This is a genomic window from Pseudomonas lalkuanensis, from assembly GCF_008807375.1.
GTDB lineage: Bacteria > Pseudomonadota > Gammaproteobacteria > Pseudomonadales > Pseudomonadaceae > Metapseudomonas > Metapseudomonas lalkuanensis.
In genome coordinates this window covers 3,694,747-3,718,905 of record NZ_CP043311.1, presented here as the reverse complement: position 1 = coordinate 3,718,905, position 24,159 = coordinate 3,694,747, and the positions used below count along the sequence as shown (strand labels likewise).

Annotated in this window: 21 protein-coding genes, 2 pseudogenes and 1 riboswitch; of the genes and pseudogenes, 8 read left to right on the top strand and 15 right to left on the bottom strand. The window is 66.4% G+C overall.

Annotation, left to right across the window (positions count from 1 at the left end; translation table 11 throughout):
• Positions 1-128: 128 nt before the first annotated feature.
• The 11 genes and pseudogenes from FXN65_RS17385 to ytfE all read right to left on the bottom strand — a co-directional run bounded on the left by FXN65_RS17385 (position 129) and on the right by ytfE (position 13,071).
• Positions 129-764, bottom strand: coding sequence for an urea amidolyase associated protein UAAP2 (locus FXN65_RS17385; protein WP_151134715.1), 636 nt, complete (start codon positions 762-764; stop codon positions 129-131).
• A gap of 11 nt (positions 765-775) precedes the next feature.
• Positions 776-1,495 (bottom strand): urea amidolyase associated protein UAAP1, encoded by a 720-nt coding sequence (locus FXN65_RS17380; protein WP_151134713.1) that lies wholly within the window; start codon positions 1,493-1,495, stop codon positions 776-778.
• Positions 1,496-1,505: 10 nt separating this feature from the next.
• The gene (locus tag FXN65_RS17375; RefSeq protein ID WP_151134711.1) at positions 1,506-2,357 is read right to left on the bottom strand and encodes an ABC transporter ATP-binding protein; all 852 of its coding nucleotides are present in this window, start codon (positions 2,355-2,357) and stop codon (positions 1,506-1,508) included.
• Positions 2,354-3,169: an ABC transporter permease gene (locus FXN65_RS17370; RefSeq protein ID WP_151134709.1), complete on the bottom strand. Its 816-nt coding sequence runs from the start codon at positions 3,167-3,169 to the stop codon at positions 2,354-2,356. The genes FXN65_RS17375 and FXN65_RS17370 overlap by 4 nt, the downstream gene beginning before the upstream one ends.
• A gap of 116 nt (positions 3,170-3,285) precedes the next feature.
• On the bottom strand, positions 3,286-4,350 hold the full coding sequence (locus FXN65_RS17365; protein WP_151134707.1) for a putative urea ABC transporter substrate-binding protein: 1,065 nt from the start codon (positions 4,348-4,350) through the stop codon (positions 3,286-3,288).
• 58 nt (positions 4,351-4,408) lie between these two features.
• Positions 4,409-4,507: riboswitch (guanidine-I (ykkC/yxkD leader) on the bottom strand.
• Between the two features lie 1,039 nt (positions 4,508-5,546).
• Positions 5,547-6,317, bottom strand: a complete 771-nt coding sequence (locus FXN65_RS17360) for a 3-hydroxybutyrate dehydrogenase (protein ID WP_151134705.1) — start codon at positions 6,315-6,317, stop codon at positions 5,547-5,549.
• A gap of 55 nt (positions 6,318-6,372) precedes the next feature.
• Positions 6,373-7,764, bottom strand: a complete 1,392-nt coding sequence (locus FXN65_RS17355) for a GntP family permease (protein WP_151134703.1) — start codon at positions 7,762-7,764, stop codon at positions 6,373-6,375.
• A 282-nt stretch (positions 7,765-8,046) separates the two neighbouring features.
• A pseudogene (locus tag FXN65_RS17350) lies at positions 8,047-9,502 on the bottom strand (sigma-54 interaction domain-containing protein); the annotation flags it as partial.
• A gap of 142 nt (positions 9,503-9,644) precedes the next feature.
• Entirely contained in the window at positions 9,645-9,992 is a 348-nt protein-coding gene (locus FXN65_RS17345; protein WP_151134699.1) for a hypothetical protein, read from the bottom strand.
• A 123-nt stretch (positions 9,993-10,115) separates the two neighbouring features.
• Complete coding sequence (locus tag FXN65_RS17340; protein ID WP_151134697.1) at positions 10,116-12,395, bottom strand: nitric-oxide reductase large subunit; 2,280 nt, start codon at positions 12,393-12,395, stop codon at positions 10,116-10,118.
• Positions 12,388-13,071: an iron-sulfur cluster repair protein YtfE gene (gene ytfE, locus FXN65_RS17335; RefSeq protein ID WP_151134695.1), complete on the bottom strand. Its 684-nt coding sequence runs from the start codon at positions 13,069-13,071 to the stop codon at positions 12,388-12,390. Before ytfE ends, FXN65_RS17340 begins: the two co-directional genes overlap by 8 nt.
• Before the next feature lie 137 nt (positions 13,072-13,208).
• On the opposite strand from ytfE, the gene norR reads away from it, so the two are divergent.
• From norR to ubiT, 8 genes and pseudogenes are all read left to right on the top strand, one after another.
• Positions 13,209-14,738: a nitric oxide reductase transcriptional regulator NorR gene (gene norR, locus FXN65_RS17330; RefSeq protein ID WP_151134693.1), complete on the top strand. Its 1,530-nt coding sequence runs from the start codon at positions 13,209-13,211 to the stop codon at positions 14,736-14,738.
• A 16-nt stretch (positions 14,739-14,754) separates the two neighbouring features.
• Positions 14,755-15,210 (top strand): annotated as a pseudogene (gene moaC / locus FXN65_RS28290) (cyclic pyranopterin monophosphate synthase MoaC); the annotation flags it as partial.
• A gap of 66 nt (positions 15,211-15,276) precedes the next feature.
• Positions 15,277-15,732: a pyridoxamine 5'-phosphate oxidase family protein gene (locus tag FXN65_RS28285; protein WP_226284419.1), complete on the top strand. Its 456-nt coding sequence runs from the start codon at positions 15,277-15,279 to the stop codon at positions 15,730-15,732.
• A 197-nt stretch (positions 15,733-15,929) separates the two neighbouring features.
• A complete protein-coding gene (moaB, locus tag FXN65_RS17320; RefSeq protein ID WP_151134689.1) occupies positions 15,930-16,484 on the top strand; it encodes a molybdenum cofactor biosynthesis protein B in 555 nt (184 codons plus the stop codon).
• Positions 16,481-17,719, top strand: a complete 1,239-nt coding sequence (locus tag FXN65_RS17315) for a molybdopterin molybdotransferase MoeA (RefSeq protein ID WP_151134687.1) — start codon at positions 16,481-16,483, stop codon at positions 17,717-17,719. Before moaB ends, FXN65_RS17315 begins: the two co-directional genes overlap by 4 nt.
• 45 nt (positions 17,720-17,764) lie before the next feature.
• Positions 17,765-18,760: a ubiquinone anaerobic biosynthesis protein UbiU gene (gene ubiU / locus FXN65_RS17310; RefSeq protein WP_151134685.1), complete on the top strand. Its 996-nt coding sequence runs from the start codon at positions 17,765-17,767 to the stop codon at positions 18,758-18,760.
• Between the two features lie 7 nt (positions 18,761-18,767).
• Positions 18,768-19,658 (top strand): U32 family peptidase, encoded by an 891-nt coding sequence (locus FXN65_RS17305; protein WP_151134683.1) that lies wholly within the window; start codon positions 18,768-18,770, stop codon positions 19,656-19,658.
• Positions 19,655-20,122, top strand: a complete 468-nt coding sequence (ubiT, locus tag FXN65_RS17300) for a ubiquinone anaerobic biosynthesis accessory factor UbiT (protein ID WP_151134681.1) — start codon at positions 19,655-19,657, stop codon at positions 20,120-20,122. The genes FXN65_RS17305 and ubiT overlap by 4 nt, the downstream gene beginning before the upstream one ends.
• A 283-nt stretch (positions 20,123-20,405) precedes the next feature.
• On the opposite strand, the gene FXN65_RS17295 is transcribed toward ubiT, so the two are convergent.
• The 4 genes from FXN65_RS17295 to FXN65_RS17280 form a co-directional block, all read right to left on the bottom strand.
• Entirely contained in the window at positions 20,406-20,804 is a 399-nt protein-coding gene (locus tag FXN65_RS17295) for a putative zinc-binding protein (protein WP_151134679.1), read from the bottom strand.
• Between the two features lie 33 nt (positions 20,805-20,837).
• Entirely contained in the window at positions 20,838-21,515 is a 678-nt protein-coding gene (locus FXN65_RS17290; RefSeq protein ID WP_151134677.1) for a Crp/Fnr family transcriptional regulator, read from the bottom strand.
• 121 nt (positions 21,516-21,636) lie between these two features.
• Positions 21,637-22,275, bottom strand: coding sequence for a two-component system response regulator NarL (narL, locus tag FXN65_RS17285; RefSeq protein WP_151134675.1), 639 nt, complete (start codon positions 22,273-22,275; stop codon positions 21,637-21,639).
• Positions 22,272-24,074 carry an ATP-binding protein gene (locus FXN65_RS17280; protein ID WP_151134673.1) on the bottom strand — a complete coding sequence of 601 codons (1,803 nt, stop codon included), beginning with the start codon at positions 24,072-24,074 and terminating at the stop codon, positions 22,272-22,274. The genes narL and FXN65_RS17280 overlap by 4 nt, the downstream gene beginning before the upstream one ends.
• Positions 24,075-24,159: the final 85 nt, after the last annotated feature.

Here is a 24,159-nt window from a genome sequence, read left to right as displayed (position 1 = left end):
GTCGTCCGCGGCGCCGAAACGGTTCTACAGGGCGGATTCGTCCTGGTTCGAGGGCTGGCGAAGCGTGGGGCTGCACTGGGCGCTGCGGCTCCGGCAAAGCAGCCACAGCCAGCGGCGCAGGCGCACGGTCAGTTCCATACCAGCAACTCCGCCGGCGTCGGGTTCCAGCCATTGCAGGGGTTGTTGAGCTGCGGGCAGTTGGAGATCAGGACGATGACGTCCATGTGCGCGAGCAGTTCGACGTACTTGCCTGCGCCGGAAATGCCGTCCTCGAAGGTCAGGCCGCCTTCGGCGGTGACCGGCACGTTCATGAAGAAGTTGATGTTGTGGCCGATGTCGGCCTTGGAGAGGCGTCCGTCGTGCAGGCTGGCGCGCAGGAAGTTGTCGCGGCAGCTGTGCATGTAGCGCTTGTCCAGGGCATAGCGCACGGTATTGCTTTCCTGGGCGCAGGCACCGCCCAGGGTGTCGTGGCGGCCACAGGTGTCGGCGACGATGCTCAGCATCGGGTTGCCGAGGTTGGACCAGAGCACGCTGCCGGCGCTGAGATAGACCTGACCCTGTTTGCGCAGGGTGCGCTGCACGTCGTAGCGCTCGCGCGGGTTGGCGGCGCTGAAGAACAGGGTGTCCACCGCCTGGTTGCCTTCCAGGTCGAGGATGCGCAGGGTCTGTCCGGCTTTCAGTTCGGTGAGGCTGGGCTCGCCGGCGGGTATCAGGGTGCGCGAGATGCAGGCTTCGGGGTGTTTGTCGCTGGGGACGATGGGCATGTCCGCGCTCCTCAGATGAACAGGCGTTCGGTGTTGTGGAAACCGCGGCCGTTCTCCGGGCGCGAGGTGCGGCAGAGCACGCTGATGCCGTCGGACGCGACCTGCTGCCAGGTCAGGCCGATGGGTTTGGGCGCGTATTGCGGGTTCGGATCCATGGGGTGTTGCAGGGCGGTGAGCACCACGAGGGTGTCCATCGGCGCGTAGAGCTCGACGTAGTCGCCAGCTCTGGAGTTGCCCGTCGCGAAGCGGAAGCAGCCGTCGGCGTCGACATCCACGCGACTGAACAGGTTCAGGCACATCAACAGGTCCTGCAGACGCATGTCCCATTTGCCCATTTCCACCAGCAGGTTGTCCGCGCCGTTGCGGAAGAAGCCGTTGCGCAGCTCCTGGTAGCGGCCCTGGCCGTACTTCTCCTGCACTTCGGCGGCGTTCAGCACGCCGCCAAGGCTGTCGTGCCAACCGCAGCTGTCGGCGGTGATGGCGGCGAGCACGCGTCCCATGTCCGAGTACAGGCAGTGGCCGGCGGTGAGCTTGACGGTGTGCTGGCACTTGAGGCTGTCGGGCAGGTTCAGCCGCTCGCTTTTCTCGGCGGCGTTGAATAGCAGCACGCTGGCGTTGCCGCCGCCTTCCAGGTCGGTCAGGCGCAGCAACTGGCCACGCTTGAGCACGAAGGAAGTGTGGCCGCCGCCGGGCACGATTGTTTCATAGAGGGTGGTGCGTAGTTCGTTCATATCGGGCTCCTCAGTAGGCCGGCGTGATCAGCGGCGCGGCCGTTTCCAGGCGCGCGGCGAGCGGTTCGGGCAGGGCGGCGCGGGCAGCCTTGCGGTCGGCGTTGAGCGGGATGTCATAGGTGATGCGGGCGCCGTAGGCGGTGGGCGCCTGCGGGTCGTGGCGGACCTTGTCGAAGACCAGCAGGCGGGTGCCCAGGTTGAAGCCTTCGGCCAGGTCGTGAGTGACCATGAACACGGTGAGCCGGGTTTCCTGCCAGAGCTCCAGCAGCAAGGCGTGCATGTCCTTGCGGATGCCTGGGTCGAGCGCGCCGAAGGGTTCGTCGAGCAGCAGCACGCGCGGCTTCATGACCAGCGCTTGGGCGATGGCCAGGCGTTGCTGCATGCCGCCAGAGAGGGCGCTAGGGTACTGCTTCAGCGCATGGCCAAGGCCGACGCGCTCGAGCAGGGCGGCGGCCTGTTCGCGGGCCTCGCGCCTGGCGCCGCCGAACAGCCGGCCGAGCAGCGGCGAGCGCGGCAGCTCCAGGCCGAGGGCGACGTTGTCCTGCACGGAAAGGTGCGGGAACACCGAGTAGCGCTGGAACACCACTCCACGGCTCGGGTCGGGTTCGCCCGGCAACGGCTGGCCCTTGAGCAGCAGTTCGCCGCGGCTGGGGCGCTCCTGGCCGAGCAGCAGGCGCAGGAAGGTGGACTTGCCGCAGCCGGAGGCGCCGACCAGGGTGCAGAACTCGCCTTCCTGCACTTCCAGGTTGAGGCGTTCGAGCACCACGTTGCCGGCGTACTCCTGCCAGACGTTCTTCACACTGATGAAAGAAGCGGCAGCACTCGCAACGCTGGCTGAGCTGCCTGTCTGTTTTTCGCTCATGCCTTGCCTCCTTCGTACCAGGGGAAGGCGCGGCGGGTGAGCTCGCGCAGCGCCCAGTCCATCAGCCAGGCCAGGGCAGTGATCCACACGACGTAGGGCAGGATCACGTCCATGGCCAGGTAGCGGCGCACGAGGAAGATGCGGTAGCCCAGGCCGTCAGTGGAGGCGATGGCTTCGGCGGCGATGAGGAACAGCCAGGCCGAGCCGAGCATCAGGCGCAGGGAGATGAGCAGGCGCGGCATCAGTTGCGGCAGCACCACGCGCAGGATCAGCGTCCAGGTGCTGGCGCCCAGGGTCTGCGCCTTGATCAGCAGTTCGCGGGGGATCTCCCGCGCGCGCTGTTCGATGTCGCGGGCGATGCAGGGTGCGACGCCGATGACGATCAGCACCACCTTGGACAACTCGCCCAGGCCGAAGACGATGAACAGCACCGGCAGGATCGCCAGCGGCGGGATCATCGACAGCACCGTGAGCAGCGGTGACAGGGGCGCGCCGAACAGCGGCACGCTGCCGGCGGCAATGCCCAGTACCAGGCCGAGCAGGGCGGCGATGGAGAGGCCCACGCCCAGGCGCTGCAGGCTGGCGCCGGTGTCCTGCCAGAACAGCACTTCGCCGGTGCGCTTGTCTTCGCTGAAGGCCAGGCGGTTCACCGCGTCGGCCATCTGCGCGGCGCTGGGCAACAGCTTGTCGTTGGGGTTCTCCGCAAGCCGCGATGCCGAGCCGGTGAAATAGGCGAGCAGCAGCAGGGCGAAGGGCAGCAGCACCAGGAACAGGCGGCCACTGCGGTCGGGGGTTCGGTTGATCAGGCGCATGCTTCGTACCAGTCGGTTCGTAGGGCGGATAACGCGGAGCGCGTTATCCGCCGAGGCGTCGGGACGGCGGATAACCGCCAGCGGTTTTCGCCCTACGAGGGGAAACGGTGCATAGGTCAGAGCTTCCCTTCTGCCGCCATCTGCACGTAGGTGGGGTCGAAACGCAGCTTCAGGTTCTGTGCATCCCCGGTGGAGAGGCCGCCCGCGAAACTCATGCCGACGGCTTCGGCGCTCTTGGCACCTTCACCCAGCAAGCCGTGGGCAAAGGAAAAGGCCGCGACCTTGTCCATGGTCGCCGGCAGCTTCGGGCTGGTGGCGAAGGCCAGGGCCTCCTTCGGCGTGGCGAACAGCTTGGTGGTGGCGAGCTGGCTCTGGTAGCCGGCCAGATCGGTGCCCGAGGCCTTGGCCATGTGTTCCAGCGCGGCGCGGGTCTCGGCGCTGTCGCCCTGCATCAGCGCGACGGTTTCGAACCAGGCGCCGGTCAGGGCTTTGCCCAGTGCCGGGTTGTCTTTAAGGACTGCGCTGTTGACCACCATCATGTCCATGATCTCGCCGGGGATCTGGCTGGAGTTGAACACCTCGGTGGTGCCCGGCTTGGCGCGGGCTTCGGAGAGCATCGGGTTCCAGGTGGTCACCGCCTGCACGTCGTCGGTGTTGAAGGCGGCGGCGATGTCGGCGTCGGAGGTGTTCACCGTGGTCACGTCCTTCTCGGTCAGGCGGGCGTTTTCCAGCGCGCGGGCGAGCAGGTAGTGGGAGACCGAGAGTTCCACCAGGTTGACGTTCATGCCCTTGAGGTCGGCCAGGGATTTGCCTTCGCCCTTGAGGACGATGCCGTCGTTGCCGTTGGAGAAGTCGCTGACGATCAGCGCGGTGGAGTCCACGCCGCCGGCTGCGGGGATGGTCAGGGCGTCCATGTTGGTCATGGTGCAGCCGTCGAACTGGCCTGCGGTGTACTGGTTGATCGACTCGATGTAGTCGTTGAGCTGGGTGACCTTGATCTCGATGCCGTACTTCTTCGCCCACTTGTCCACGATGCCGTGGCTGGCCGCGTATTCCCAAGGCATCCAGCCGGCATAGATGGTCCAGCAGAGGTTGAAGCTGTGCTTCGCGGCGGCGCTGGCGCCGAGGCTGAAAGTGGCGAGGCCGGCGGCGAGCAGGGCGGTCAGAAGGGGCTTGCGCATGGACAATCTCCAGGTCGGTTGTCGGGCGGCAGGAGTCGGGCGGCACTGTGGCGCTCTCGTCTCCCGGGCTTTTGTCCCGCCGTGTAACCTCGCTGGAGGTCGATGACTCTCGGACCAGTCACTCGCTGCGCGAGCCGGAACCCTAGTCATCCATTGTCAGATTGTGGTGCCGCTTTCCGGTGGTCCGGATTACTCCTGCACTCATTGGGCGAAGCGAATGCCGTGCCAACTCTTAAAGACCGCCATTTCAGTGAGGCTGCAATGCACCCAGGTCGATTACGACTGGCTTTTTCATGCGGTCTGTGCCCCTGAAAGAGGCGGCGCGCTACTTTCTGGTGCATAGCGTGCGTTGTGGCAGGGGTGAACGCGCAAACTGGGCGCGACCGAAGTGAGGCAGTGCCACTTGGAGCGCGTACGGGGAGCTCGAAGCCCTGAAGATCGCCGAACCCGAAACCGCGGGTGCCCCTCGGAAAGCCTTCTGGAAACTGCGCATGCACATGCTCCGGCGCCTGCGATCCGTCAGGAGGTCCACGGTCGTGAATGGTCCAGAGCGAAGAGCTGCCTCCTCCACTTCGGCGAAGAGGGGCCTTGAGATGAGGTTGATGGCCTCCCGGGCCCAGCCTCTGTGGATCATGCCGGTTTTCATCGAAGTCGCTGGAGTCCCCGTGGGCCCAGCGCAAGAGCTGAATGTGTCATGGCGAATGCCGGGCGGCCCGGTGTTTATGGTGATAGCGCGCGCTATCTTCCTGGCATGTCCGGCGATCTTCTGCCCGTCGTTACCCGCCCGCTTATGAGGGGTAGGGAGAAGGCGCGGATCTCGGAAAGCCGGCATCTCCTCTTCCTTCCAGCTTTTGCAGCACCCGGCTTCGTCCCTGGCATTCCTTGAATGCGCCGGTAAGGATGCGCTCGTCCGCCTGGGGCCGGTGGATCTTGCCGTCGCTCTTCTTCTTGTGCTCGGCGCGGCGGTGGATCAGGTCGGGCGATAGCCTGTCATCGCGGCGGCTCGCCAGGACGGTAGCCAGGCCGGCCTTGACCTTCAGCCAGCCGGCGTCAAAACCCGTTCCGGTCCTGCTCGCCCAGCAACTCCGGCACAGGGAAGGGGGTATCGGGCCGCAGGCATTCAATCATCCAGGCCAGAGTCAGCAGGCGGGAGCCTTGATGGGAAGTAGAGAGCGTTTCCTTTCCGGCATCGACAACTATTGAGCCGTCCAGCCGCCATCCATGTTCCAGGCAGCACCTCGGACCTGGGCGGCGGCGTCGCTGCACAGGAATAGCGCGAGTTCGCCGAGTTGCTCCGGGGTGACGAAGTCCAGCGAGGGCTGCTTTTCCGCCAGCAGGTCGTGGCGCGCCTGTTCCGGGCTGGCGCCGGCACTGATGCGCGCGTCGATCTGTTGCTGGACCAGCGGCGTCAGTACCCAGCCGGGACAGATGGCGTTGCAGGTGATGCCGGTGGTGGCGGTTTCCAGCGCTGTGGTCTTGGTCAGGCCGATGACTCCGTGCTTGGCGGCGACGTAGGCGCTTTTTCCCGCCGAGGCCACCAGTCCGTGGGTGGAGGCGATGTTGAGGATGCGCCCCCAGCCGCGCTGACGCATGCCCGGCAGCGCCAGGCGTGTGGTGTGGAACACCGCGGACAGGTTGATGGCGACGATCGCGTTCCAGCGCTCGACGGGGAAGTCTTCCAGCGCGGCGACATGCTGTATGCCGGCGTTGTTGACCAGGATGTCGAGGGCGCCGAACTCGCGCTCGACGTAGGCGATCATCTCGGCGATCTGCTCGGGTCGGGACATGTCCGCGCCATGATGGCCGATGCGAGCGCCATGGGCGGCGAGCTCGCCCACCACCGCGTCGATGTCGCCGAAGCCGTTGACCACCACGTTGGCACCCGCGGCGGCGAGGCGACGGGCGATGCCCAGGCCGATACCGCTGGTGGAACCGGTGACCAGGGCGGTCTTGCCATTGAGGTTCATGGGGTTCTCCTGTTGGTCACGGCAGCCGCCTGCGGGCGGCTGCGTGTTAGGGGACTCAGACGATGCCGGTCGCGTAGAAGGTGCCGATCACCAGGAACACGGCGAACGTCTTGATCAGGGTGATGGCGAAGATGTCCTTGTAGGCCTCGCGGTGGGTCAGGCCGGTGACCGCGAGCAGGGTGATGACGGCGCCGTTGTGCGGCAGCGTGTCCATGCCGCCGCTGGCCATGGATGCCACCCGGTGCAGCACCTCCAGCGGAATGTCGGCTGCGTGGGCGGCAGCGATGAACTGCTCGGACATGGCCGCCAGGGCGATGCTCATGCCGCCGGACGCCGAGCCGGTGATGCCGGCGAGGGTGGTCACGGTGATGGCCTCGTTGATCAGCGGGTCGGGGATGCTCTTGAGTGCGTTGGCCAGCACCAGGAAGCCCGGCAGCGAGGCGATCACCGCGCCGAAGCCGTACTCCGAAGCCGTGTTCATCGCCGCCAGCAGGGCACCGGAAACGGCGGTCTTGCTGCCTTCGGCGAGCTTGCTGCGGATCACCCGGTAACTGCTCGCCAACACCAGCAGGATGCCCAGCAGCAGCGCCGCCTGCACCGCCCAGATGCCGGTCAGCTTGGCGACGTCACTGGTCACCGGGGCGGCCATGCCGGCCAGTTGCAGGCTGTGGGTCGTGCCGTAGAGCTGTGGAATCCAGTGGGTGAACAGCAAGTTGGCACCGCCCACCAGCACCAGCGGCGAGAGCGCCAGCAACGGGTTGGGCAGTTTCAGGTCGCTGGCGGTTTCCGGCTCGTTGCGCAGGTCGTTGCCATAGCCTTCGCCGGCGGCCTGGGCCTTGTTCAGCTGGCGGCGCAGGAACAGCATGCCCATGGCGAACACGCACAGGCTGCCGATCACGCCCAGCCAGGGGGCGGCCCAGCCATTGGTGCTGAAGAAAGTGGTTGGGATGATGTTCTGGATCTGCGGGGTGCCGGGCAGCGCGTCCATGGTGAAGGTGAAGGCGCCGAGGGCGATGGTCGCCGGGATCAGCCGCTTGGGGATGTTGCTCTGGCGGAACATCTCGGCGGCGAACGGATAGACCGCGAACACCACGACGAACAGCGATACGCCGCCGTAGGTGAGCAATGCGCAGACCAGTACGATGACCAGCATCGCCTGGCGGGTGCCTAGCAGGCGGATGGCGGCGGCGACGATCGAGCGCGAGAAGCCCGACAGCTCGATCAGCTTGCCGAACACCGCGCCCAGCAGGAACACCGGGAAATAGAGTTTGACGAAGCCGACCATCTTTTCCATGAACACCCCGGTGAAGGCCGGGGCGACGGCGGAGGGATCGGTCAGCAGTACTGCGAGCAGGGCCGCGATGGGGGCGAAGAGGATCACGCTGTAGCCGCGATAGGCGGCGAGCATCAGCAGGGCGAGGGCCGCAAGGGCGATGACCACGCTCATCGAATGGATCTCCAGTTGGCGCGACGGGTGCCGCGAGTGGTTCTTGTTGTTTTGAGGACTACCAGAGCGGCAGGACGAAGCTGGTTGCGTCGATTGTTGTGATGCCGGTTATGTAGCCAGGGCCGCGGCAAGCGACATAGCCAGGATCGTGCCAGTTATGTAACTCATTGATTTATATGAATTATTTTTTAGCTTGGGCTGTCGAGGCGCTACGCTATTCTCCGAATTGAGACAAATTGCGTGCTGTTGGCTCCCGAGTGCCCGGGCATATGCGGAAGTCCTGGTTGTCTCCATATGGAGACTTGTCTCTGTTTCAGGACGAAAGACCCAGCGCAGCCAACTTCTTGTACAGCGTCGAACGGCCCAGCCCCAGGCGCCGTGCGGCCGCGTCGACATTGCCGGCCTGTTCGTCGAGCACGCTGCGGATCAACTGGCGTTCGAATTCCTCGCGCGCGGCGTAGAAATCCTGGCCGGCAGCCAGGGTGACGGAAGGCGCACTCGTCGCTGCCGGTAGCGGTTGCAACGTACCGAGGGACGAGCGCAGCGTGGCGGCGTCGAGCTGAGGGCGGTCGCCAAGCAGCACGGTGCGTTCCAGCAGATTGCGCAGCTCGCGCACATTGCCCGGCCAGGCGTGCTGGGCCAGCAGGGCAAGAGCGTCGGCGTCCAGTTCGTAGAGCATCTGGTGGTCGTCGCGCAGGCCGTCGAGTATGGCTTCGCAAAGGGCCGGCAGGTCCTCCAGGCGCTCGCGCAGCGGTGGAATCTCGATGGGCAGGACGTTGATGCGGTAGAACAGGTCGGCGCGAAAGCGCCCCTCGCGCACGGCGGCATCGAGATCGATGGAGGTGGCGGCGATCAGGCGGATGTCGCTGCGCAGCATCTCGTTGGAACCCACCGGTTCGAATTCCTTTTCCTGCAGCACACGCAGCAGCTTGCTCTGTAGCGCCAGTGGCATGTCGCCGATCTCGTCGAGAAACAGGGTTCCGCCCTGGGCGATCTGCAGCTTGCCAGGGCGGCCCTTGCGGTCGGCGCCGGTGAAGGCGCCCGGAGCGGTGCCGAAGAACTCCGCTTCCAGCAGGGATTCGGGAATCGCCGCGGCGTTGACGCTGACGAAGGGCTTGTCGGCCCGTGGCGAGGAGGCATGGATGGCATGGGCCAGCAGCTCCTTTCCGGTACCGGTTTCCCCCAGCAGCAGTACCGGGGCGTCGCTGGTCGCCCCGCGCCGGGCGCGGCGCTTGACTTCCAGGCTGGCCGGGCTGGTACCGATGAAGTGGCCGAAGCTGTATTTCGCCTGGCGCGCCTGCAGCAGGGAGCGGGTCGAGGCCAGCTCGGCCTGCATGCGCTGGTAGCGGGTCAGCAACGGTGAGAGCGAGCGCAGCTCGTCGAACAGGGCGAAGCCGATGCCCCCGATCACCGCGCCGGTGTCGTCGCGGATCGGCATGCGCATCACCACCAGCGGGTCCTTGGCCATGTCGAGAATGTCCAGCAGCATCGGCCGGCCGCTGCTGACCACCTCACGCATCAGGCTACCGGGAATCACCTGCTCGACCGGACGGCCGATGGCTTGCTCGGCGCTGTCCAGGCCGAAGCGCTGGGCGTAGCGCTGGTTGATCCAGACGATGCGTGCCTCGCGGTCGACGATCACCGTGCCTTCGCTGAACTGCTCGAAGATTTCGAACAGCGAGCGGATCGCCAGTTGGCGGACGCTTTGATAGTCCGAGAGGGCGTGGTTGTCGCTCATGGGGCTTTCGACAGTCTGATGGGGACGTCGCGCACCTTAGCGCACTGTCATTCGCTCGGCGACACCACGACGCGAACCGCCCCTCTCCCGCCTGCGGGAGAGGGGCGGGGGAGCGTGTGGCGCCTGTCTGGGGGACTTGGGCTTAGAACGGCAGGCTGCCGCCGCCTGTTTTCAGGTGTTCGAGCAGCAGGAAAATGGAAACCAGCACCGCGTTGATCGACCAGGCGACGGTGAGGAAACGGGCGATCTCGCCAAAGAGTGCGGTGCGGACGTTGCCGGCGTTGCGCCAGACGGCATTCAGCACCCAGGCCGTGTAGATAATGAAACCGAAGAACAGCAGGGCCAGCTGGGCACTGCCGAGTTGCCCGTACAGCGCCAGTATGCCGCCGAACAACACATGGCTGACCAACACGCCGTACAGCCAGAACACCTTCCACAGCGGTGTTGTGCCGGGAGTGTCGAGCCAGGCGTAAAGCTTGTGTGCATGCATGGTAGTGCTCCTGTGCTGGAAGTTCCGTCAACGCTTGAGTGTAGATAGCGCTGGTGCAGGTTGGTCCGGTCAACGGCTCGACCCGCCAGCGGCGGGTCGAGCCTGGCCAACACTCTTGCTCTGTCAGTTAACCGATAGGCGTTCTCCTTCCGCGCGCTGGGGCACGGTGCTGGTGGTGGGAGAGAAGAATCCGCTGACGACCTGCCAGGCCATGGCCAGCGCACCGACGATGAACACCACATCACCGAAGGTGCGTACCCAGCGCAGCGTCTGGAGGATTTCCTGCTGCATGAAGGCCTCGCTGCGGGCATACCACAGGCCCTCGCTGACGCTGGCGTGGAACTGGATGATGCCGATCGGCAACAGGCTGGTGGCGATCATCAGCACCAGGCCGCCGTTCAGCCACCAGAAGGCGGTCTTCATCAGACGCTCGTTGAAGCGTAGTTGCGGACGGATGTAGCGCAGCACCAGCAGGGTGAAGCCCAGGGCGAGGAAGCCATAGACTCCGAACAGCGCGGCGTGGGCGTGTACCGGCGTGGTGTTGAGGCCCTGCACGTAGTAGAGCGAAACCGGCGGGTTGATCATGAAGCCGAAGACGCCGGCGCCGAGCATGTTCCAGAACGCCACGGCGACGAAGCACATCAGCGGCCACTTGACCCGCTCCATCCAGGCCGCGCGGCTCTTCAGCCGCCAGTTTTCCCAGGCTTCGTAGCCAAGTACCACCAGCGGCACCACTTCCAGGGCGCTGAAGGTGGCACCTACCGCCATCACCGGAGTGGTGGTGCCGGCGAAGTACAGGTGGTGGAAGGTGCCGGGCACGCCGCCGAGCATGAACAGCGAAGCCGAGGCCAGGCTGGCGGTGGTGGCCATGCGCTTGGACACCAGGCCCATACTGGAGAAGATGAAGGCCAGTGCAGTGGTGGCGAATACCTCGAAGAAGCCCTCGACCCACAGGTGCACCACCCACCAGCGCCAGTACTCCATGATCGACAGGTGGGTGCGCTCGCCGTAGGCGAAGCCGGCGCCGTAGAACAGGCCGATGGCGATCACCGAGGCGGACAGCAGGGCCAGCAGGTTCTTGTCGCCGGGCTGGCGGAACGCCGGCAGGATGCCGCGCAGCATCAGCAGCAGCCAGAAGGCCACGCCGGCGAACTTGCCGATCTGCCACAGGCGGCCGAGATCGACGTACTCATAGCCCTGGTGGCCGAGCCAGAAGTTCCACTCGGCCGGCATGACCTGGGCAATCGCCAGGTAGTTGCCGACGAAGGAGCCGAGCACCACCACCACCAGCGCCCAGAACAGCGCGTCGACGCCGAGTTTCTGGAATTTCGGGTCCTTGCCGCCGTTGATGATCGGGGCGAGGAACAGGCCGGCGGCGAGGAAACCGGTGGCGATCCAGAACAGCGCGCTCTGGATGTGCCAGGTGCGCAACAGCGAGTAGGGGAACCACTGCGACAGCGGGAAGCCGTAGAAATCCTGGCCTTCCACCGTGTAGTGCGCCGTGGCGCCGCCGAGCATGACCTGGAAGCTGAACAGCCCGACCACCAGCAGCAGGTACTTGCCGAGGGCTCGCTGCGACGGGGTCAGCGCCACCAGGCTGAGCGGGTCCTGGGCGGGCGCGGCGGGTTCTTCCTCCTCGTGGCCGCGCAGGAAGGCCCAGGCCCAGATCAGGAAACCGACGCCGGCGATCAGCAGGATCACGCTGGCCACCGACCAGATCAGGTTCTCTGCGGTGGGATGGTTGTCGATCAGCGGCTCGTGCGGCCAGTTGTTGCTGTAGGTGGCTTCGTGCCCTGGCCGTTCGGTCGCGGCGACCCAGGCGGTCCAGAAGAAGAACCGGCTCAGCTGCTCGCGGCGCGCGGCATCGGGCAGGGTGTTCTCCTTCATGGCGAAGCTCTTGCGGCTGCCCTGCAGGGCTGGGTCGTTGCTGAACAGCGCGTCGTAATAGGCGGCGGTCTGGCCCATGGCGGCGACGCGGCGCTCGCTCAGGGACAGCACGCCGTCACGCACCTGGTTACCGCGATACTCGCGCTTGAGTTGCTCGCGTAGCAGGGCCTGGTGGTCCTGGTCGACCTCGGCATAGGGCTTGCCGTACTGCTGTTGCGCGGCCAGGTCGAGCCAGGCGAGCAGTTCACGGTGCAGCCAGTCGGCGGTCCAGTCCGGCGCCTGGTAGGCGCCATGGCCCCAGATGGAGCCGAGCTGCATGCCGCCGACGCTCTGCCAGGCGGTCTGGCCATCGAGGATGTCGTCGGCGCCGAACAGGTGCTGGCCGCTCGCGCTCACCACCTCCGAGGGAATCGGCGGCGCCTGGCGGTAGACCTCACGGCCGAACCAGCCGAGCAGGCAGAAGGTCACGCCGAGCACGGCGATCAACGTCCACCACAGCTTGCGGTACTCACCCATGGCGCACCTCCAGGCCCAGGGCACGGGGGAACAGCAGGTTGTTTTCCAGGTGGATGTGCTGCATCAGGTCGACGCGCAGTTCATCGAGGCCGCGATACAGCGCTCGCCAGGTGTTGCAGGCGCCTTCGGGCGGCTGCATGTCGCCGGTCAGATCCACCAGTTGCTGCAGCGCTTCGCCATGCTGGTCGTGCTCGAAACGCATGACCGAGATCGGCCCGCCGGCCATGGGGCCTGCGCCGCGTTCGATGAGCGGGAAGAGCACCTGCTCCTCCTTCTGCATGTGGCTTTCCAGTTCCTGCTGCATGGTGATCAGCAGTTCGGTCAGCCCGTGGGGGCAGTCGTCACGTTCCCCGTGGACCTGTTCGACGCGCGCCGCCAGGCGGATCAGCTCCGGCAACTGCTGGCGATGCACGGCGTGGAAACGGTCAAGCAGGTGGTCGATCAGTTGCTCGGGAGACGCCTGGCGCCAGTCGGCGCCCTCGGCGTCCTGCGGGTCGAGCCGGGACAGCTGGCGGATCACTTCGTCGGCATCCACCCCGCGCTCCAGGGAAGCCTGGCGCAAGGTCTTTTGGCCGCCGCAGCAGAAGTCCAGGTGGAACTGATGGAATACCCGTGTGGCGCCGGGGAGGGTGCATGCCAGGTCGCCCAAGGTGCTGTCGAGCAGTTGGTCAGCCATGGAGAGGCTCCTTGATGGTTGAGAGTCCTCCTGACACTGGCAAGCACCGTGCCGCTTTTGAAATTGACGGAAATCAAGGGTTTGCCGGCAGGTAAGGTCTAACCTACCCGGCACGAATCAGGTCATGGATACCCGAAATGGTAGATTTCACCCCGATCCAGAATGCCCAGCTCGCCGACCTGGTCTGCGAGCTGCCGGCGGCGGTCCGCCTGCAACGGCTGGTGGTTGGCCTGCGCGAGGCGTTTGGCTGCAGTGCGGTGGTTCTGTTGCGCCTGGACGGCGAGAGCTTGCGCCCGCAGGCGGCCGTGGGGCTGGCCCATGAAGTGCTCGGACGCAGCTTCGCGGTGGCTCGCCATCCGCGCCTGGCGCAGATCCTGGCGCAGCGCGAGCCGCTGCAGTTCGCCGCCGACAGTCTGTTGCCCGACCCCTACGACGGCCTGCTGGAAGACAGCCCGGACGAGCCGCTGCCAGTGCATGACTGCATGGGCATGAGCCTCTATCTGGATGGCCAGCTGTGGGGCGCGGTGACCCTCGATGCCTTGCGTCCCGGCAGCTTTGATCGCCATGCCGCGCAGCGCTTGCGCCAGCACGCGCTGCTGATTGAAAGCGCGCTGCGGGTGTGCCGGCTGGAGGCCGAGGTGCGCAGCCTGCGCCTGGCCGGACGCCAGGCGGAACCGGACGGGGAGGCCGGTGATGCGGCGATTCTCGGCAACAGTCCAGCGATCAGCCAACTGCTGGACGAACTGGCTGTGGTGGCCGACTCCGAGTTGCCCGTGCTGCTGCAGGGCGAGACCGGCGTGGGCAAGGAGCTGTTCGCCCGCTGGCTGCACAGCCATTCGCCGCGCGCGCGAAAGCCGCTGGTCTACGTCAACTGCGCGGCCTTGCCGGAAACCCTGGCCGAGAGCGAGCTGTTCGGCCATGCCAAGGGGGCGTTCTCCGGCGCGGGCCAGGACCGTCCCGGGCGCTTCGAAGCGGCCAACGGAGGCACCCTGTTCCTCGACGAGATCGGCGAGCTGCCGCTGGCAACCCAGGCCAAGATGCTGCGCGCGCTGCAGAACGGCGAAATCCAGCGCCTTGGCGCCGACCAGCCACGGCATGTCGATGTGCGGGTGATCGCAGCGACCAATCGCCGCCTCTGGGAAGAGGTGCGCGAGGGACGTTTCCGCGCCGATCTCTACCATCGCCTGTCGGTGTATCCGGTGCATATTCCGCCGCTGCGCGAGCGTGGCCGCGATGTGCTGTTGCTGGCCGGCCACTTTCTCGAACTCAACCGGGTGCGTCTTGGCCTGCGTTGCCTGCGCCTCTCGCCAGAGGCCGAGCGGGTGCTGCTGAACTACGACTGGCCGGGCAACGTACGCGAGCTGGAGCATGTGATCAGCCGGGCGGCGCTCAAGGTGCTCAGCCAGGCCGAGTCGCGTACTGCACTGCTCAGCATCGAGGCTCCCTGGCTAGGACTCGAGTCGCCGCCAGTCCGCCATCTCACTCCGCCACAGGCCGCCTCCGAGCCGGTGCTGGAGTCCATGCAGCAGGCACTGGAGCGCTACCAGCGCGAGCTGGTCGAAGCGGCCCTGGGCCGTCATGCCGGCAAGTGGGCGGCTGCCGCCCGCGACTTGCAGATGGACCCGAGCAATCTGCGCAAGCTGGCCCGCCGTCTTAATCTGATCTGATCCAGGAGTCCTGGCGATGTTGACCCACCTCGATACCCAAGGCCGCGCCAACATGGTCGATGTCACCGACAAGGCGGTGACTTCCCGTGAAGCGACAGCCGAATCCCGCGTGCGCATGCGCCCGGAAACCCTGCGCATGATCGTCGACGGCGCCCACCCCAAGGGCGACGTGTTCGCCGTGGCGCGTATCGCCGGCATCCAGGCGGCGAAGAAGACATCCGATCTCATTCCCCTGTGCCATCCGCTGATGCTCGCCAGCGTCAAGGTCGAACTGGAGGCGGAAGGGGAGAACTGCGTGCGCATCGTCGCCCGCTGCAAGCTGGCCGGGCAGACCGGAGTGGAAATGGAGGCGCTGACCGCCGCCAGCGTCGCCGCCCTGACCCTCTACGATATGTGCAAGGCGGTGGATCGCGGCATGACCATCGAAAACGTCCGCCTGCTGGAAAAACGCGGCGGCGCTTCGGGCCACTATGTGAGCGCGGCGGCCGAACCGCAGGGCCCCGTCCCGGCGTTGGCGGCTCCTGCGGAGGAACCCTGGATGCTGCTGCAGAGCTGGTTGCGCGAAGCGCAATGCGACAAGGGCGCGGCCATGGTGCTGGCCACGGCGGATGACTTCGGCCATCCACACTGCCGGGTCGTGTCGCTCGGCGGCCTGGATGAACAGGGGCTGCTGTTCTACAGCGACCAGTGCAGCGAAAAGGGCCAGGACCTGGTGATCAACCCCTGGGCGGCAGTGGTGTTCCATTGGCCTGCAGCGGAGCGGCAGTTGCGCATCGAGGGCCGGGTCGAATGGCTGGGCGCGCGTTCGGCGGAGGATTCGCCGCCGGTCTATCGCCAGCGTGACGAGGCACCGTCCCTCCTGCCGAATTGGGGGCATTACCGCCTGCTGCCCGGCCGCATGGAATTCTGGCAGGGCCTGCCGGGGCAGCGTTACGAGCGCCTCGATTTCCGCAAGGAGGCGAACGGCTGGCAGCCGCTGCCGACAATGCCCTGAGCCTGCGCTGCATGCCGGCGGCCTGATACCCGCTGTCACCGCCTGGTCGATTGCGACCCTTTGCCACGCCTGGCCCGGCAGCGGGCAGGCACGCGGCCTGCGGGGCGGAACCGCGAAAGTGATACCTCCATCGGGGAATGGGCGGCGCCGCGGCACTGGCGCAGGCTGCGCGCAGTCATTTCGCGGAGGTTTGCAGCATGGCCCATCTATCCAGCGTCGAATTCCAGCCGCTGCGTATCGCAGTGCTGACGGTCAGCGATACTCGCAGCCTGGCGACCGACACATCCGGGCAGACCCTGATCGAGGGACTGGAAGCGGCCGGCCATCAGCTCCATGAGCGGGCCCTGGTGATCGATGACATCTGGCAGATCCGCGCCTGGCTGTGCGCCTGGATCGCCGACCCGCTGGTGCAGGTGGTACTGATCACCGGCGGCACCGGATTCACCGCGCGGGACAATACGCCCCAGGCGGTGTCGCCGCTGCTGGACAAGGCGGTGGATGGTTTCGGCGAGCTGTTTCGCCAGGTGTCGCTGGCCGAGATCGGGACCTCCACCATCCAGTCCCGCGCGCTGGCCGGAATCAGCAACGCCACCCTGGTCTGCTGCCTGCCCGGTTCCCCCGGGGCCTGCCGGACGGCCTGGGAGAAGATCCTGCGCGAGCAGCTCGACAGCCGTACGCGGCCGTGCAATTTCGTCCCCCATCTCAAGTCGCTGCCGGAGCACCCGGCCCTCCAGTGCGGAGCCCGCTCATGAGCGCCTGCGGCTGCCATGCGGCTAAGACCGACTTGCGACCGGTGGACGAGGCGATTGCCGAACTGCTGAAGCAGGTCCCCTTGCCGCCGAAACCGGAGCGGGTACCGCTGGCGCAGGCCCTTGGTCGTACCCTGGCGCTGCCGATTCATGCGGCCAGCGCCATGCCCGCCTGGGACAACAGCGCGATGGACGGCTATGCCCTGCGTGCCGCCGACCTGCCCGCTGGCGAGGGCTGGCTGCCTCTGGCCGGACGGATCGCCGCTGGCGACGCGGCGCTGGCCGAACTGCCAGCCGGCACCGCGGTGCGGATATTCACCGGTGCGCCATTGCCGCCAGGCGCCGATACCGTGGTGCCGCAGGAGCTGGCACGGGTCAAGGATGACGGGGTCTGGCTGGCCAGCGTGCCGGCAGGGGCGAACGTGCGCCGCCAGGGCGAGGAGTTCGCCGCCGGGAGCCGCGTGCTGGACGCCGGAATCCGGCTGCGGCCTCTGGAAATCGGCCTGCTGGCGAGCCTGGGATGCGCCGAAGTGACAGTCTACCGACCGCTGCGGGTCGGCTTGCTGAGCAGCGGCAACGAGTTGCGCGAGCCCGGCCAGGCGCTGGCGCCGGGGCAGATCTACAACGCCAACCGTTACAGCCTGGAAGGCGTACTGCGCAGCCTGGGGCTGGATGTGCTTGATGGCGGCATTCTCGTCGACGAACTGGCGGCCAGCCGTGATTCCCTCAGCCTGGCGGCTTGCGAAGCGGATGTGCTGATCACCTCGGGCGGCGTCTCGGTCGGCGAGGAGGATCATCTCAAGCAGGCGGTGCGCGAGCTCGGCGAGCTGCACCTGTGGCGCCTGGCGATCCAGCCGGGAAAACCGCTGGCCTTCGGCTCGGTGTGCGGCAAGCCGTGGATCGGTCTGCCGGGCAACCCGGCGGCGGCGCTGATCACCGCGCTGGTGGTAGCGCGACCCTTTCTGCTTCGCGCGCAGGGGCGAAACGAAGTGCTGGCGCGCCCGCTGCGCCTGCCTGCCGCCTTCGACTGGACGCGGGGCAATCCGCGTCGCCAGTACCTGCGAGCCCGCCTGGAAAGCCCTGGCGGGCATTTGCAGGTGGTCCTGCATCCCGATCAGGGCTCGGCCATGCTGGCCTCGGCCTGCTGGGCCGACGGTCTGGCGCTGATCGAGTGCGAGCGCACGCTGATGCGCGGCGAGCTTGTGGACTTCCTGCCCTTCGCCGACCTGCTCGGCTAGACACCCTCGGTGGGATGCACGGTTTTTCCAAGGAGAGTTTCCAGCATGCACCTGGTATGTCCGGCGGGCAGCCTGCCCGCCCTCAAGGCGGCCTTGCGACAGGGGGCCGACGCCATCTATGTGGGCTTTCGCGATGACACCAATGCGCGGCACTTTGCCGGCCTCAACCTCGATGATCGCCAGTTGGAGACTGGCATGCAGCTGATCCGCCAGCAGCGCCGGCAGCTCTATGTGGCGGTCAATACCTATGGCCAGCCGGTGGGCTGGACACGCTGGCAGCGGGCGGTGGACCGCGCCGCGGACCTCGGGGTGGATGCGCTGATCGCCGCCGACCCCGGTGTTCTGGCCTACGCCAGTCGCCGGCATCCGGACCTTGCCCTGCACCTTTCGGTACAGGGCTCGGCCACCAACGCCGCGGCCCTGGAGTTCTACCGCACGCGCTACAACATCCGCCGTGCGGTGCTGCCCCGGGTGTTGTCGCTGGCCCAGGTACGCCAGGTGGCGGAACGGAGCCAGGTGCCGCTGGAGGTCTTCGCCTTCGGCAGCCTGTGCATCATGGCCGAAGGGCGCTGCCACCTGTCTTCCTACGTCACCGGAGAGTCGCCGAACCTGTGCGGGGTCTGCTCGCCGGCCAAGGCGGTGCGCTGGCAGGAGAATGCCGACGGGCTGAGTTCCAGGCTCGGCGGCGTGCTCATCGACCGTTACCGCAAGGACGAGCCGGCCGGCTATCCGACCCTGTGCAAGGGCCGCTTCCTGGTGGAAGGGCAGCGCTTCCATGCCCTTGAAGAGCCCACCAGCCTGAACACCCTCGACCTGATTCCGCAGCTGGCGGCGATGGGGATCGCGGCGGTGAAGATAGAGGGGCGCCAGCGCAGCCCGGCCTATGTCGAGCAGGTCACCGGAGTCTGGCGCGCGGCGCTCGACGCCCATGCGCGTGCGCCGCAGCGGTACACCGTAGAGGAGCAGTGGCGGCGTGCGCTGGAAGCGGTGTCGGAGGGCAGCCAGACCACTCTGGGTGCCTACCATCGATCCTGGCAGTGAGGTAGCCATGAAGCTGAGTCTGGGGCCGGTCCTGTTCTACTGGAGCCGGGAGAAACTGTTGGATTTCTATGCCGAGATGGCCGGGCAGCCGCTGGATGTCATCTACCTGGGTGAAACCGTCTGCTCCAAGCGCCGCGCGCTGTCGCTCGACGGCTGGCTGGGGCTGGCCCGCGAGCTGCGTGAAGAGACCCGGGCCGAGCTGGTGCTGTCCGGGCTGACCCTGGTGGAGGCGGCCTCCGAACTGGCCAGCCTCAAGCGCCTGTGCGACAACGGCGAGCTGCGGGTGGAGGCCAACGACATGGGTGCGGTGCAGTTGTTGCTGGAGCGCTGCCAACCCTTCGTCGCCGGGCCGGCGCTCAACCTGTACAACGCCCATGCGCTGGCCGAATTGCTCGACTGCGGAATGGTGCGCTGGGTGCCGCCGGTGGAGTGCTCGGCGAGTCTGCTGGCGGACTGCCTGCAGCAGCTCGACGCGCTGGGCCAGCCGCGTCCGGAGGTGGAACTCTTCGCCTACGGGCATCTGCCGCTGGCCTATTCGGCACGCTGCTTCACCGCCCGGGCGCAGAACCGGCCCAAGGATGACTGTCGATTCTGCTGCCAGGACTACCCGGAAGGCATTCCGTTGCTCAGCCAGGAGGGCCAGGCGCTGTTCACCCTCAATGGCATCCAGACGATGTCCGCCCAGGTCAGCAACCTGCTGCCCGAATACTCGCGGATGACGGCGCTGGGGATCGACCTGTTGCGCCTGAGCCCGCGAGCGGAAGGCATGGCGCAGGTTGTCCGGGCATTCGCCGAGGTGCGCGCCGGTGCGCTGCCGCCGCCGCTGGCCGTGGATGGCTGCAACGGTTACTGGCATGGCCAGGCAGGCATGCTGCGAGTCGAGGAGGCGGGGCTATGAGCCTGGCAAGCATGGCTCTGCGCCTGGGTGAACCGCTGCTGCCGCTGGGCCGGCGGGTGCCTTTCCTGATTCAGCGCCTGGTGCTGGAGCAGGCGTTGCCGCGGGTGTTCGCCACGCCGCTGGAGGAGGGCGCCTTCGAGGTGCTGGAAGGGCGCTGGCTGCGCCTGGAAATCAGCGATCTGGGACTGGCCTGGTGCCTGACCCGTGAACGCACTGGCCTGAAAGTGGCTCGGCAGGCACCGGTGGACGTGAGCATTCGCGGCAACTGGCGCGAGTTCCTGCTGTTGCTGAGCCGCCAGGAAGATCCGGACACGCTGTTCTTCCGCCGCCGGCTGGTGATCGAAGGCGACACAGACCTTGGCCTTTCCATCAAGAACCTGCTCGATGCACTGGACCCGGACGAACTGCCGCCGCTCCTGTGGCAGGCGATTCACCGGCTGGGCGAAGCCGCTCGCGAGAAGTAGGGCGGGCAAGATGCCGAGAAGCCGCCAGCGTTGCCGATGCTTCGCTGGCGTTCCTCGAGGCTATGTCTGCGTCAAGTGTTGCTGGAACCGCTGAGCCAGGCTGGAGGATGTAGGCGAGCTCTGCTCGCGATTCGCTGCGTGGGACATTCGCGAGCAGAGCTCGCTCTTACGGTGTTTGGGTCCATTAGAGATGCAGCTACCCTCTCCCTCTGGGAGAGGGTAGCGTCAGGCAAACACGGAGACCTGAAAACCCTTGGCCATCGCCTTTCTCGACACGCGACCGCTAGGACGCGCTCCGATCGGTGCGGCGCGCCTGCAGGCGATCGCTGGCGATCAACTGGACCACTTCGCTGTACAGCTGTTCGGCGGTTTCCGCGTCGCAGTCCTCGCCGTAGCGTTTTTTCAGGCCGTACTCATTGAGCAGCAGGTGCACGTCGGCGGTCACGCCGTGCTGGTCCAGGCAGCCTTGCACGCATTGCAGGCGGCAGCCGTCGATGGCGAGGATCGGCCGCCCGCTGCGGGCCTTGCTGACCAGGGCCGGTACGCGACCGCCAACTCCGGCGATGCACGACATCTCGGCCAGGCCCTCACGGTCCAGGCGAACCGCCAGGGCGTTGGCCAGTTGCGCGACGTTCGAACAGCCGGAGCAGGAATAGACCAGTGGACGGTTAGGGGTAGACATTTCAAGCCTCCTGGGGGCGTGACGCCGCCGGTTTCATTCGCAGTAGTTGGCCAGGCTCGGCGTGTCCAGCACGCGGATCTGACGCCGCTCCATGGCAATCAGCCCGGCGTCCATCAGCCGGTGCAGGATGCGCGAGAAGGTCTCCGGCTGGATGCCCAGCCGCGAAGCGATCAGGCGCTTTGGTACGTTGAAGCGGATCTCGCCGTTGCCGGCCTCCTGCTCCTGGCAGAGAAAGCGCGCCACCCGGCGGCCGGCATTGGCCAGGGTCAGGGTGTCGATTTCATCCAGGCGTTGATGCAGGCGAGTACTGAGGCTGGCCAGCAGTTCGAGGCAGATCTTCGGTTGATCTTCCAGCAGGCTCCGGTAATGGCTGCCGTCGAGGCTTACCAAGCTGCTCGGCTTGAGGGCGCAGGCCGTCACCGGGTAACGGCGGAGGCCGCTGAACAGCAGGGATTCAGCGAAGCACTGGCCGGGCACGATCACCTCGACCAGCTTCTCCTGGCCATCGGGCAGCACCCGGGTGAGCTTCATCTGGCCTGCGAGCAGCAGGTAGAAGCGCTCGGCCGTCTCGCCCTGGTGGAAGAGGATGTCGCCGCTGCCCAGCCGGCGGCTTACCGCCAGGTTGCACAGTGCGTGAAAGGGCGTCTCCGGCAGCCGGTCGAACAGGTGATGCTGGCGCAGGGCCTGTTGCGTTGCCACGTCTGTGAGCATGGTCCACCTCCCATGCCACCATGCTAGAGCGCCCGGGGGATGGCTCCCATTCCTCCCAGGTACTACCTCGAAAGAGGCAGGCCGGATGGCGCCAGGTGCCTGGAGAGCCGGCTCATGTGTCTCAGCGCAGGTTCTCCATCGCCCAGACGGCGGCTTCGACCCGTGAGCGCAGCCCCAGCTTGTGCAGCAGGTTCTTCACATGGACCTTCACCGTGCCTTCGGTGATGCCCAGCTTGTTGCCGATCATCTTGTTGCTGAGGCCCGCAGCGATCATCTTCAGGACCTGGCGCTCGCGGTCCGTCAGGTCCAGCGAGCTGGCGCCCTGTGGTGCCCGCAACGCCTGGGCGAGGACGGCGGTCAGCGCCGGGCTGACCACCAGGGCGCCGCGCAGCACTTCGCGCAGGCGGCTGATCAGGTGCTCCGGCTCCATGTCCTTGAGCAGGTAGCCGTCGGCGCCGAAGCGCATGGCGTCGCGCACGTCTTGCTCGGCATCGGACACGGTGAACAGCAGGACCTTGCCGGCGAAGCCCTGTTCGCGCAGGCGCTTGAGCGTCTCCACGCCGTTGAGCTGGGGCATGTTGTTGTCCAGCACGATAAGGTCCGGCGAGAGCCTGGCCGCCAGCGCGCAGGCTTCTATGCCATTGTTCGCTTCACCCACCACCACCAGGTCGTTTTCCAGTTCGATGAGCTGGCGCAGGCCGCGACGCATCATCGGGTGGTCGTCGACCAGCAGCAGCGTGTGAGGGAGCATTGCGTTCATGAGAGTGCCTCGGGGTCCAGTTGGCGCAGGAAGCCCGGGCAGAACTTGAGCCGAACCCGGGTGCCATGGGGCTCCCTGCGTGAAAGGGTGAGCGTGCCGCCCAGGCTGCGGGCTCGCTCCTGCATGATGTTCAGGCCGTGGTGCTGGCGGCTGTCGAAGCCTGGGGTGATGCCGATGCCGTCATCCTCGATGATCAGCTCGACGTCATCGCCACGCTGGCGCAGCTGCACCCAGGCGTGCTCGGCCTGGGCGTGCCGCGCGCAATTGGAAAGCGCCTCGCGAGTGATCTGCAGCAGGTGGATCTGCTCGGTGGCGGAGAGGGTGAAGGCCAGTCGTTCGTTGTCCAGCAGCACCTGCAGGTTGCCGCGCTCGGCGAACTCGCGGGCGGTGTCGTCCAGAGCCTGCTCGATGCCGCCTTCCTGGATCTGCAGGCGGAAGGTGGTCAGCAATTCGCGCAGTTGGCGGTACGCGCTGTTAAGGCCTTCGCGCAGCTCGTCGCTGACCTCCAGCAGATGCTCGCCGCTTTCGCCCCGGCGAATCAGGGTTTGCAGGCGGCTTACCTGCAGCTTCATGTAGGACAGGGCCTGGGCCAGCGAGTCGTGCAGCTCGCGGGCGATGGTTGTGCGCTCGTCGAGCAATACCAGGCGGTGGTCCTGTTCACGCTGGCGTTCCAGGGACAGAGCGGTGCCGATGAGGTGAGCCAGCGCTTCGATCAGCTCGCGTTCCCAGCCGAGCGGTGCGTGCCCATCGAGGTAGTGGGCGCGCAGGTCACCCAGGGATTCTCCCTGGGAGTTGATCGGCACGCTGATGCGGTTGGGCATGCGTTGCCGCTGGCAGGTCGCGCAGTCGCCCGGCGCGCAGATTTCGCGGCTTGCGTCGCTGTGCAGGGCGATCAATTGTTCGACGGGCTGCTTCTGCCCGCCATTGAGGCAGAGCGAGAGGCTGAGGCCTGGCAAGCGTTGCTGGAAACGGTCGATCAGTTCGTGCAGCTGGTCGGCGTTGGCGGGTTGGCTGGCGATGCTGCGGCTGCTCTGGTAGAGCAGTTCGAGTGCCGCGTTGCTCTGCTCCAGTTCGCGGGTCTTGCTGGCGACGCGCGACTCCAGGGTCCGATGCGATTCCTCGATGGCATCGGCCATGGCGTTGAAGCTGTCCGCCATCTGTCCGAGTTCGTCGCGGGAACGGTATTCGATGCGGGCGTTGAGGTCGCCGGAGCGGAAGCGCTCGGCGGTGCTGACCAGTTCCTGCAGGGGATTGAGGACGCTGCTTTGCAGCTCGAACATGCCGACGATCAGGATCACCACCGTCAGCAGCAAGGCTGCGCCCTGGATGCTCTGCTGCCAGCCCTGGCGCCGTTCGCTCTCTTTCTGGAGTTGCAGTACGAAGTGCTCCAGCTCGCCGATGAAGGCTTCGGACTGTTGCGCGAACGCCATGCCGTCACCCCGTTCGAGGGCTGGCAGCAAGTGTTCCCGCCATTGCCGCTGAATGTTGTCGAAGGTGATGCCGAGTGGGTCGTCTCGTTCTTCGCCGACCATCTGTTTCAGCGATTCGCTGTCCAGGCGGCGCTGCATGTCGTCACGAAGGCGGGTGATGGTTTGCGGGGCGGCATCGGCCTCCAGCTGCCAGTTCAGGCGATAAGTCGCCATGCGCAGCGAGCCGGCGGTGTTGATGGCTGCCGCATCATCCTCGCTGATCAGGGCGATGAGTACCGCGCTGAACGCGCTGGAGAAAGCCAGCATCGCGATCAGTATCACCGCGAGCCCGGCCCGGGCCGGCAGTGAGCCCTTGAACCAGTCCGGCATGACCGCTACCTCCAAAGAGTTCGAATGGCTTCCAGGCGGCGCCGAGTTTGTCTGTAAGTCGTGTAAAACATTGATTTTAAAGGAC

What these genes read in the sequence shown, in the direction of transcription:
- FXN65_RS17385 (WP_151134715.1), bottom strand. Translation starts at nt 764, where the DNA reads ATGCCCATCGTCCCCAGCGACAAACACCCCGAAGCCTGCATCTCGCGC.
- FXN65_RS17380 (WP_151134713.1), bottom strand. Translation starts at nt 1,495, where the DNA reads ATGAACGAACTACGCACCACCCTCTATGAAACAATCGTGCCCGGCGGC.
- FXN65_RS17375 (WP_151134711.1), bottom strand. Translation starts at nt 2,357, where the DNA reads ATGAGCGAAAAACAGACAGGCAGCTCAGCCAGCGTTGCGAGTGCTGCC.
- FXN65_RS17370 (WP_151134709.1), bottom strand. Translation starts at nt 3,169, where the DNA reads ATGCGCCTGATCAACCGAACCCCCGACCGCAGTGGCCGCCTGTTCCTG.
- FXN65_RS17365 (WP_151134707.1), bottom strand. Translation starts at nt 4,350, where the DNA reads ATGCGCAAGCCCCTTCTGACCGCCCTGCTCGCCGCCGGCCTCGCCACT.
- FXN65_RS17360 (WP_151134705.1), bottom strand. Translation starts at nt 6,317, where the DNA reads ATGAACCTCAATGGCAAGACCGCCCTGGTCACCGGTTCCACCAGCGGT.
- FXN65_RS17355 (WP_151134703.1), bottom strand. Translation starts at nt 7,764, where the DNA reads ATGAGCGTGGTCATCGCCCTTGCGGCCCTCGCCCTGCTGATGCTCGCC.
- FXN65_RS17345 (WP_151134699.1), bottom strand. Translation starts at nt 9,992, where the DNA reads ATGCATGCACACAAGCTTTACGCCTGGCTCGACACTCCCGGCACAACA.
- FXN65_RS17340 (WP_151134697.1), bottom strand. Translation starts at nt 12,395, where the DNA reads ATGGGTGAGTACCGCAAGCTGTGGTGGACGTTGATCGCCGTGCTCGGC.
- ytfE (WP_151134695.1), bottom strand. Translation starts at nt 13,071, where the DNA reads ATGGCTGACCAACTGCTCGACAGCACCTTGGGCGACCTGGCATGCACC.
- norR (WP_151134693.1), top strand. Translation starts at nt 13,209, where the DNA reads ATGGTAGATTTCACCCCGATCCAGAATGCCCAGCTCGCCGACCTGGTC.
- FXN65_RS28285 (WP_226284419.1), top strand. Translation starts at nt 15,277, where the DNA reads ATGCTGCTGCAGAGCTGGTTGCGCGAAGCGCAATGCGACAAGGGCGCG.
- moaB (WP_151134689.1), top strand. Translation starts at nt 15,930, where the DNA reads ATGGCCCATCTATCCAGCGTCGAATTCCAGCCGCTGCGTATCGCAGTG.
- FXN65_RS17315 (WP_151134687.1), top strand. Translation starts at nt 16,481, where the DNA reads ATGAGCGCCTGCGGCTGCCATGCGGCTAAGACCGACTTGCGACCGGTG.
- ubiU (WP_151134685.1), top strand. Translation starts at nt 17,765, where the DNA reads ATGCACCTGGTATGTCCGGCGGGCAGCCTGCCCGCCCTCAAGGCGGCC.
- FXN65_RS17305 (WP_151134683.1), top strand. Translation starts at nt 18,768, where the DNA reads ATGAAGCTGAGTCTGGGGCCGGTCCTGTTCTACTGGAGCCGGGAGAAA.
- ubiT (WP_151134681.1), top strand. Translation starts at nt 19,655, where the DNA reads ATGAGCCTGGCAAGCATGGCTCTGCGCCTGGGTGAACCGCTGCTGCCG.
- FXN65_RS17295 (WP_151134679.1), bottom strand. Translation starts at nt 20,804, where the DNA reads ATGTCTACCCCTAACCGTCCACTGGTCTATTCCTGCTCCGGCTGTTCG.
- FXN65_RS17290 (WP_151134677.1), bottom strand. Translation starts at nt 21,515, where the DNA reads ATGCTCACAGACGTGGCAACGCAACAGGCCCTGCGCCAGCATCACCTG.
- narL (WP_151134675.1), bottom strand. Translation starts at nt 22,275, where the DNA reads ATGAACGCAATGCTCCCTCACACGCTGCTGCTGGTCGACGACCACCCG.
- FXN65_RS17280 (WP_151134673.1), bottom strand. Translation starts at nt 24,074, where the DNA reads ATGCCGGACTGGTTCAAGGGCTCACTGCCGGCCCGGGCCGGGCTCGCG.